Here is a 6,319-nt window from a genome sequence, read left to right as displayed (position 1 = left end):
CCCCCCCCGCCGCGCCGCCACAGCGAGATGCTGAGCGCGATGAACCAGACGAAGCCGAGGAAGCGGCCGATGGGGATGAACATTGCGCCTCCCTGAGCCACCAGCGAGCTCATCGACAGCAGGCCGGCCACGCCGATCACCATGCCGCTCCACGCGAGCCATGCGGGCAGGGCACGGCTGGCGCGTCCTGTGGCGGAGACGAGGAAGACCGCCACGCCGAGCGTGGCGATGGCCGGGCCCGCACCGGTGATGAAGGACAGGTCCGCGACGGCCCGGTACGTGGACAACTCCGACCGGGAGCCGACCTGGGCCAGAATCCAGCCGGTGCTCGCGGAGAGCAGGAGCAGCGCTCCGGCGACAGTGGCCAGCGCGCGCACCACGCCCGCCCTGGCCTCGCTGCCGTACCTGCGTACGAACCCGGTCAAACAGGGGACGAAGGCCAGCAGTGCGAGGGCGGAGAGCCCCTGAAGCAGGCCGAGCACGCGCAACAGGTTCTCCAGCGTGGCCGGGTCCTCCAGGCGATACGCCTGCACATCGGCGTCGCTGGAGTACGGGGTTACCGCGCCGGACGGGGCCAGCACCCCGGCGACGAGGAGACTGGCCACGAAGAAGAGGACGTACAGCACGCCGCTCAGCGCGCCGGAGTCCCGGCGCCGGGTCGTGGTACGAGTGAGCGTGGCAGCGGTCATGGCGGCGACCCCTCTTGAGATGAGTGATGGCACCGGGGCCGGAAGGCCCGCTCCCGGTGCCTTCAACATCACAGAACGGCTCGCGTCTGGCGTCCTACGTAGGAAGGCTCTGGGCGTACTCCCGGGGGAAGCTGCTGTTGCACGGGCACGAACGGGGCTGCTGCGCACGCTCACGGCTCCGCCGACACCACAGCGGGCCCCGCGGACAGAGAGATTGACGAGTTCACCTTCCGCGGGGACGCACCTACGGACGGGCCGCAGACCCAACGGTCGCCGGCGGGCTCGATGACCTCATCGGGCGATTGATGAACGGCGTCACTCGTGAGGGCCGCAAGTGATCACGTGGCAGCCGGAAAGGAGCCGACGGGCCAGCAGGGGTTGGGCTGCCGAGCAGGTTTGCATGTGAGGCGCCGGCCCTCAGGGTGGTGGCGGCACAGGTGATCAGGGTTTCGGAGTGCTGGACGCGTCGTGTCGGCCGGCGGGGACGCATTGCTGCCTGCCCGCCCCTGCCTGGGCTTCGCGGCGCACTCCAGCCAGTCCGTGGCGGGTGATCGTGGACGGACCTCCGAGGCGCATGGGGGGCGGGACCGTAGCCCGGCCATCTGTGGCGATTGCCGGCGGTGGGGTGCCGGCTACGTGGTGGCGGGCAGCACGTGGTCGCCGATCTTGTCCGTGCTCAGGCACAGGGAGCAGACGTGCGCGTCGTGGGTGGCGCAGGCGGTCAGGTCCGGGCGCTCGTACGGCTGGTGGCAGACGTGGCAGTCGAGGGTGACCGCGCTCGGGTTGCCGTCCGCATCCAGCACGGGCTCGTCGATGCCGTCGTCGGTGCGACGGAGGTAGTACCTGCCCTTGGTGGCGATCGCCATCAGCGGGGTCAGGACGAAGGCGATCACGGCCGCGGCTACGGGCGAGTACGGCTGCAGGCTGTCGCCCAGCAGATGGAAGTACATGGCGATCGAGAGGCCGGAGGCTGCGACGAAGGCCACGACACCGACCGGGTTGACGGCGTACAGCATGCCGCGGCGGAACTCCGGCTGGAGCGGGGACAGCTTCAGCAGGTACTTGTTGATGCCGATGTCGGCGGCGACGGTGACCACCCAGGCGATCGCGCAGTTCGAGTAGAAGCTCAGGATGCTGTTGAGGAAGCTGAACATGTCGGTTTCCATCAGGGCGAGCGCGAAACCCAGGTTGACCAGGACGAAGACCATACGGCCGGGGTAGTGCTTGGAGACCCGGGTGAAGGAGTTCGTCCACGCCAGCGACCCGGAGTAGGCGTTCGTCACGTTGATCTTGATTTGGCTGATGACCACCAGTGCCACGGCCAGCGGGATGACCATCCAGGACGGCATCATCGTGTCGAAGGCGCCGCGGAACTGCTCGATGGGCTCGGGCGCGGTGGCCGGGCCGACCTTGGCGAGGATGTAGACGGCGAGGAAGACGCCGATGGCCTGTTTCAGCGCGCCCAGTACCACCCAGCCGGGGCCGGCCATGACCACCGCGGTCCACCAACTACGCTTGTTCTCCTCGGTCTTGGGCGGCATGAACCGCAAGTAGTCGATCTGCTCGCCGATCTGCGCGATGAGGGAGAGGCACACGCCGGCGCCGAGCAGCACGGAGGCGGTGTTGACGCCGCCGTCGCCGTGCGTGCCGGCGTAGGAGAGGAAGCGGTCGACCGTGCCGGGGTCGGTGGCGATCAGGTAGACCAGCGGGCCGATCATCAGCAGCAGCCAGATCGGGGTGGTCCACACCTGGAGCTTGCTGAGCGCCTTCATGCCGTAGATCACCAAGGGGATGACCATGAGCGTGGAGGCCAAGTAGCCCAGCCACAGGGGCAGTCCGAGGCCGAGCTTGAGGCCCTGGGCCATGATCGAGCCTTCGAGGGCGAAGAAGATGAAGGTGAAGCTGGCGAAGATGACGCTGGTGAGGACCGAGCCGTAGTAGCCGAAACCGGAGCCGCGGGTGATCAGGTCGAGGTCGATGTTGTAGCGGGCGCCGTAGTAGGCGAGGGGGAGGCCGGTGATGAAGATGACGACGGCGGCCACGATGATCGCCACGAGCGCGTTGCCGGTGCCGTGCGCCAGGCCGATGCCGGCGCCTATGGAGAAGTCGGCCATGTAGGCGATGCCGCCGAGCGCCGTGGTCGCCACGATCACCGGGGGCCAGCGGCGGTAACTGCGGGGAGCGAAACGGAGGGTGTAGTCCTCCAGCGTCTCCTTGACGGCCTGGTCAGCGGCGGCCTTCGTCGTGCCTGACAGCTGCGGCCGTGACTCGGTGGTACTCATACCGCGCCTCCCGATGATGCTGGTGCGGGTGCCTCAATTTGCGGGTGCCTCGATGAAGGGAAGGGCCCCGTTTGGCATCATCGGCAGGACGGGGGAGTCGACGGCTCGTCATGCGCCGCGTACCGCCGTGTCTACGGCTCTGATCCCATGGCCGATCATGCTAGGAAGCGGTTGTTACCGTCGATTCCCGCCCTCGTGAACGCGATGTTTCCGGGAACTCACTGCCACCTCACGGCCTTTGCCCAGGGCCGGTGGACCGACACCCGGGCACTTCACGGCGACACGGCAGAACAGCCTGCGCCGCGGCCGACCCCTCGCCCTGCCTCTCGACGCCTGGTGCGGCTGCGCGACGACGGGTGGTGCCTGCTACCCAGGTCTGTGCCATGAGCGCAATCAACAGCGCGGTATCCCCACCGCGAGACGGCACACGTGGGCACCAGGAGGGCCCGAGTCGCCACGTGCGGCCGTTCAAGGGAGCGACACGCCTTCGGAAAGGGGAACGCGGGTTCGGACGGGCTCTGCGGAGCCAGATCGCCCGTGAGTCAGAGGAATGGAACACCGGCGGCGCACAGAAGGCGGTGTGGGTGGATGGGCATCCGGGCGCTGCGGCGAACCGAGGCGATCCTGCCCGTCCTCGGCGCCCACCGGCACCGGATTGCTTGCTGCTCGGCGCCGGCCGGTCGGCTTTCGGTCGGGTAGCCGGGTCACGGCAACGTCGCTGAAGCCGTCGGCGTTGAAGTTGTGGATCACGTCTCGAACCCGGTCGGGCTGGTGAACGTCACCTCGGCGATCTTGGTCGCGGGCATGCCCTGGGCGGACAACAGCACCGTCTGGGCCCGCCGCCAGGTCACCACCGAACCGGTGCCTCTACGAACGATCCGTAGCAACCTCCTGCCCTCGTCGTCATCGATCTCCCGGACCTCCACACGTTCAGCCACGTGATCATTCTGGCCGTCCGGTGGCGCCCAGCGCATCAATCGAGTGACGCGTCACCGCGGGGCGAAACTCGCCTGATGCGGCACTGGTTCGGGCGATCCGCCCCGTACACGCGCTCCGCGGTGTCCGTCCACACGGCGGCCTGCTCGTCAGGGCTCAGGCCCGCGAGGAGCACACCGGTGGCGTCCACCACCTCGGCGTAGCCTGCGGCGAGTGTGCACACCGGCCAGTCGGATCCGAACATCAACCGCTGTGGGCCGAAGGCGTCGAGCACGGTGTCCGCGTAGGGGCGAAGAGCGTCGACGGTCCACTCGTGCCAGTCGGCCTCGGTGACCATGCCGGACAGTTTGCAGACGGTGTTGGGCTGCGAGGCAAGTTCTCGGACGGCCGCCGACCAGGGCTTCAACTGGCCTGAGACGATGGGTGGTTTGCCCAGGTGGTCCAGTACGAAGGTGAGTTCGGGCAGGTGTCGGGCGGCGGACACTGCCGCGGGCAGCTGGTGGGGGAGCGCGACCACCTCGTACACAAGCTCCGCGTCGGCCACCGTCCGCAGTCCGCGCAGCACTTCCGGGCGGGTGAGCCACCAGGGGTCGGGCTCACCCTGCACCTGGTGGCGGATGCCCCGCAGCCACTCGCCGCCGGGCAGGGCACGCAACCGGCCCAGCTTCTCGGCCACGTCGGATGCGGTGAGGTCGATCCAGCCGACCACTCCCGCCACCAGGTCGCTCTCGGCCGCGAGCGCCAGGAGCTCCGGGGTTTCCTCCGGCACCGTGATCGTCTGGACGAGGATGGTGCGGTCGACGCTTGCGGCGCGGGCCTGCGGCTCCAGGTCGGAGAGGGGGAAGTCGCGGCGCAACGGGGCGAGTTGGGGCCCGGTGATCCAGTCCTGGTCGCGCACGGAGAGGTCCCATACGTGGTGGTGCGCGTCGATGATGCCCATGAGCCTCACAGCTCCCACACGACGGGCAGGCCGGCGGTGGCTCCGTCCGCCGAGTAGTCGTGGATGACGTCGAGGAGTTCGGCCATGCGGGCCTGCCAGGCGATGTTCACCGGCAGCTTCTCCAGTTCGGCCAGGAGGGCGGCGTAGTCCTCGCATTCCAGGACGTGGAAGAGGTCTGTGCCGCTGCGCCAGATGGTCCACGAGGTGGCACCGGCGGCGCGGATGGCGGCCGTCAGCTCCTGCGGCACTTCGCGATGAGCCGCCGCGTACTCCGCGATACGGTCCGCACGGACCTTGGTGTGCAGGGCTATGCGCATGGGTGGGGATCCTCAGCTGTCGGCGATGACGATGTCCAGGGTGCGCGGGGCGTGCACGCCCTCGACCCGCTCCAACTCGATGTCACTGGTGGCGGAAGGGCCGGAGATGAAGGTCAGGGGGCGACGCGCATCGCTATCGGTCCTCCGGCACGGGGACGTGGCGCGGTAGCAGGGCCGCTGCGCGCAATAGGTCCCAGACGTCGGCCGGGACGGGTGCGTTCAGGAGTGTTGCCGCGTCTCGGACCTCCGCCGCCGACCGCGCGCCGGTCAGCACACTCGCCACGGCCGGGTGACCGAAGGGGAAGTGGAGAGCGGCGCCGCGCAGCGGTACGCCGCACGCCTCGGTGATCTCCCGCATCCGCAGCGCCCGCTCCAGCAACTCACCGGGCGCCACACTGTAGTTGTACGTGGCTCCTGGACCGGTGTCGGCGAGGAGCCCGGAGTTGAAGACACCGCCGATGATGACGCTCTTGCCGCGGTTCGCGGCGGCGGGCAGCAGTTCGGCGAGCGCGGGCTGTTCGAGAAGGGTGTAGCGGCCGGCGCACAGTACCGTGTCGACGTCCGAGTCGAGGAGGAACCGGGTGAGCATCGCGGTCTGGTTCATGCCCGCGCCGATGGCTCCTACCACGCCTTCGGAGCGGAGCCGTTCCAGTTCGGGGTAGGACTCGCGGAACGCCTGCTCGGCGTGGTCGTCGGGATCGTGGATCAGGGCCAGGTCGATGCGGTCGAGGGCGAGGCGGGTCAGGCTCTCCTCCAGGGAGCGCCGCACCCCGTCGGCGCTGAAGTCCCAGACACGGCGGTGGGTGGCGGGGACGGCGAAGCCGTTCGCCAGGTCGGAGCCTCCCCCTTCGTACGGCTCCAGGAGGCGGCCCACCTTGGTGGAGATGACGTACTCCGTACGGGGCTTGGTGCGCAGTACCGCGCCCAGGCGTCGCTCGGAGACACCCAGGCCATAGTGCGGCGCGGTGTCGAAGTAGCGGATGCCCATATCCCAGGCCGCCTCGATGGTGGTGGCGGCGGTTTCCTCGTCGACCGGGCTGTAGAGCCCGGCTATCGCGGCGCCGCCGAGGCCGAGTGCGGTGACCTCGACGCCGCTGCGGCCGAGGGCGCGTCGCGGCATGGCATCGGCGGCCGGGTGTGCCGCGCGTCCGGTGG

General features: G+C 69.1%; 5 protein-coding genes and 2 pseudogenes. All 7 read right to left on the bottom strand.

Going from position 1 to position 6,319, the window contains the following annotated elements; genetic code table 11:
- Positions 1-689 (bottom strand): hypothetical protein (locus RZ84_RS01245; RefSeq protein WP_198539924.1); only part of this gene is annotated, 689 nt, incomplete at its 3' end.
- 632 nt (positions 690-1,321) lie between these two features.
- A complete protein-coding gene (locus tag RZ84_RS01240; RefSeq protein ID WP_043262749.1) occupies positions 1,322-2,971 on the bottom strand; it encodes an allantoin permease in 1,650 nt (549 codons plus the stop codon).
- Between the two features lie 720 nt (positions 2,972-3,691).
- Positions 3,692-3,909, bottom strand: a pseudogene (locus RZ84_RS01235) (helix-turn-helix domain-containing protein); the annotation flags it as partial.
- 35 nt (positions 3,910-3,944) lie between these two features.
- On the bottom strand, positions 3,945-4,847 hold the full coding sequence (locus RZ84_RS01230) for an amidohydrolase family protein (RefSeq protein ID WP_052230382.1): 903 nt from the start codon (positions 4,845-4,847) through the stop codon (positions 3,945-3,947).
- Between the two features lie 5 nt (positions 4,848-4,852).
- Entirely contained in the window at positions 4,853-5,164 is a 312-nt protein-coding gene (locus tag RZ84_RS01225) for an L-rhamnose mutarotase (RefSeq protein ID WP_043262748.1), read from the bottom strand.
- A gap of 12 nt (positions 5,165-5,176) precedes the next feature.
- Positions 5,177-5,287: pseudogene (locus RZ84_RS40350) on the bottom strand (LUD domain-containing protein); the annotation flags it as partial.
- A gap of 10 nt (positions 5,288-5,297) precedes the next feature.
- The gene (locus RZ84_RS01220) at positions 5,298-6,284 is read right to left on the bottom strand and encodes an aldo/keto reductase (protein WP_043268764.1); all 987 of its coding nucleotides are present in this window, start codon (positions 6,282-6,284) and stop codon (positions 5,298-5,300) included.
- Positions 6,285-6,319: the final 35 nt, after the last annotated feature.

It is taken from the genome of Streptomyces sp. CT34 (assembly GCF_000805335.1).
Taxonomy (GTDB): Bacteria; Actinomycetota; Actinomycetes; order Streptomycetales; family Streptomycetaceae; genus Streptomyces.
The sequence above is the reverse complement of the archived record's forward strand: the minus strand, read 5'-3'. Positions and strand labels throughout refer to the sequence as shown.

What these genes read in the sequence shown, in the direction of transcription:
- RZ84_RS01240 (WP_043262749.1), bottom strand. Translation starts at nt 2,971, where the DNA reads ATGAGTACCACCGAGTCACGGCCGCAGCTGTCAGGCACGACGAAGGCC.
- RZ84_RS01230 (WP_052230382.1), bottom strand. Translation starts at nt 4,847, where the DNA reads ATGGGCATCATCGACGCGCACCACCACGTATGGGACCTCTCCGTGCGC.
- RZ84_RS01225 (WP_043262748.1), bottom strand. Translation starts at nt 5,164, where the DNA reads ATGCGCATAGCCCTGCACACCAAGGTCCGTGCGGACCGTATCGCGGAG.
- RZ84_RS01220 (WP_043268764.1), bottom strand. Translation starts at nt 6,284, where the DNA reads ATGCCGCGACGCGCCCTCGGCCGCAGCGGCGTCGAGGTCACCGCACTC.